Here is a 2,914-nt window from a genome sequence, read left to right as displayed (position 1 = left end):
CGCCGAACGCAAATCATCAGGATCGTGACGCACCCACAATTGATTGGCTCGCAGATCGTTTGCGACAAACACATCGTTACCAGGCGTTTGGTCCAAATCCGTAACCAACAAGGCTAGCCCGGTACTAAAGCCGTCTGTATCTTGATCCCCGAGCGGTTTTGGCATCATCGTTCCATCGCCGCCGGAAACCCAGACGCGATCCATTGCGGGCTTGAACTGCAACGGCCCCGGCAACGAGACGGGCTTGCCATCGGCGTCATACTGGATCGGATCAAAAATGCGTGGATCATCCAGATAGTTGATCTCGATAATGTCCGGAAGCGTGTCGCCTGTCACGTCGGCGATCGCCACACTGCTGGTGAACGACGACACCTCTGCGAGTGAGTCGTCGGCAAGCGGACGAAAGCTACCATCCCCTTGGTTGATCAACAGTTCGTTTCGCCCCAAGTTGCCGATCATCAAATCGGCGAAACCGTCTTGGTTCCAATCCCCCGCGGTCACACCGACGGCGTACCCTCGATTGTCCGCCGTGGCCCCTGTGATGACGTTTATAAATTGACCGTCATGATTTCGAAACAACGCATTGGAATGAGCCGAAATCCCAGCGGGCGGAGTTGTCGCCGCTTGCCCAAAATAGAAGTCAACGTGTCCATCTCGATCAAAATCCAAACATGCGACTCCGCCACCGAAGGCTTGGAAGATTAGGAATTCACGTTCCACCGGGACGGCGGCATTGCGATAGCGAAACTCGATCCCGACTTGCTCGGCGACGTTTGAGAAAACAGCATTGATCGGAGGGAAATCGTCGCGAGTCGTTCTAACATGCGAGACGGTTTTGATCGCAGCCTCGGTGGTGGATGAAACAGGTTTGAGCATGGCGAACCAGCGATCCAGCGACGGCAACTCGCGTGGATCAAGCCCACACAAGATCGTCGATTCGTCGCTGCCGGAGGGAAACTCGGCCAGGACGCGTGACTTGTAACTGCCAATCTGATGACGCTGAGGCGACTGAGGCGAGAAAAGAGCCAAGGCGAAATCCTGCCATGCAATCGCCTCCAACGACCGCCCCACACTCATCAACCCGGTCGCCACATCGACAAACGCTTGCGAATTCGGATGCGTTGAATCGCGGATCGTTCGGACGTTATGTCCCAACGTATCGAGCAATTGGGATCGCGTGCGAAACAATTCGGCTTGCGACGTGCGTCCCGCATTTTCGAGCGACAGAATCATCCCATAGTGAGCGTCCAAACTGTGCGGTTCCTTCTGGATCGCATTTGCAAAACAAACGATCGCTGCATCGTCTTTGTCGTGGATCGCCAAGTTCCCGCATGCGATCCAGTAATCGGGATAACGCTGGCACTGAATCGGTGCCGAGGCAACCCAATCCCTTAGCTGCGGATACATCTGCGCGTCGGCCAACGAGCGGGCATGCAATGACAAGATCGCTGGATCGGTGCGGCGCCCACTCGGGTCAAACTCACTCAAATACTGAAGTGCCCGACGAGGATTCCCCTCGATGCGATAGGCCAAAGCGACACTCATCAAGCTCAATTGATGCTTCGGCCACTCGCTGCGATCCTGCGGAATATCCTTCACCGCGACCCACGACCGATCGGGAAAGATCAAGCTAACCAATTCGTCAAGCGTCATCGAATGGTCGCGAATCAGAATTCGAAGCTGCTCATTGGCGTCAAACATGTATCCTTGTTGATTCAGCATTTGAGCCAACCGCCGCCGAGCTTCGTAAAACTCGGGCGACCGTGTCAGCAGTGACTCAAGCCGCCCGATCGCTTCTTCGACCGCTCCGTCGTGATACAACAGGTTTGCCGCATGAGCCTGCAGATCGTCGTGACGTTGCGGATGCACATCCACCATCCGGTCCAACAGCGATACCGCTCCCGCGATGTCCTGATCGGCGACCAACACCCGCAGCATCAACGTATTAAATCGCAAATCATCAGGATCCTCGATCAACAAATCACGGATCACCAACGAGGCTTCCGACGTGGCCCCCGCTTCGATCAACCGCACGGCGGACTCAATTCGCTGTGATTGCGTCCGCGACGATTCCGCTGCGGATTCCGAGTGGTTTGCGATCGGAGCGATGTCTGTGGTGACTTCGTTTGCCTCGCGACAGCCAACCACTCCCACGGTCATGACGAACCACAGCACCGTTAACATGCAACTGCGGCTACACGCATCGAATCGCCGTCTTTCACCGAAGAAACATCTTCGATACAGCAAGAGGACGTTCACGAAATCAATGATCATGTCGGACCGCGACCGGCGAACGGATTTACTAGAGCCAAGGATTTTGAATTTCATCGCTGCCACCTAAACGCGTCCGCGTCTGCTTGCACGAGCAACCAGCGAGAATTGATCGACAGTCGATGGAATCGCTGTTGTTGACCATCGGGCCAATTCACCACGACAACGCAATCGCCACTCGCGCTACCCATTCCGACTCGGATCACACGCTCGTTGCTACACAGAAATCCGTCACCCGAGATTTGCCCCGCGGTCCACTGTTGATCGCCCGACTGGACATGGACGGTCGCACCAATTGCGTCTCGCGAGCAATCGCGTCCGACAAGCTGCAATTCCAACCAATTTCCCGACGGTTTACTGTGGTTGATCAGCAGGGCAACAGGTTCGGATTGGTGTGTCACGACCAAATCGGTGCGTCCATCACGATTGGCATCCAGTTTCCAGAGGGCACGTCCGACGTGGGGCGACTTCAAATATTCGCCGGCAATCCGATCAGCAATCGAAGTGAATTCGTTGGCGTTCGCACCGTGGTCGAGCCAACGTCGCTGAAACACCTGCATTGGTTGGGCATAGAACGCAGCACGGTCGCCACTGGGATAGTGGTCCACATGTCCATTGGACACCACCAACTCGAGAACCGCGT

Annotated in this window: 2 protein-coding genes; both read right to left on the bottom strand. The window is 55.6% G+C overall.

Annotation, left to right across the window (positions count from 1 at the left end):
* The coding region (locus tag ABX962_RS33975) for an FG-GAP-like repeat-containing protein (RefSeq protein WP_372726103.1) at positions 1-2,274 on the bottom strand (2,274 nt) is incomplete at its 3' end.
* 50 nt (positions 2,275-2,324) lie between these two features.
* Positions 2,325-2,914 (bottom strand): ASPIC/UnbV domain-containing protein (locus tag ABX962_RS33970; RefSeq protein ID WP_372726102.1); only part of this gene is annotated, 590 nt, incomplete at its 5' end.

It is taken from the genome of Novipirellula sp. (assembly GCF_041583735.1).
Lineage (GTDB): Bacteria > Planctomycetota > Planctomycetia > Pirellulales > Pirellulaceae > Novipirellula.
The sequence above is the reverse complement of the archived record's forward strand: the minus strand, read 5'-3'. Positions and strand labels throughout refer to the sequence as shown.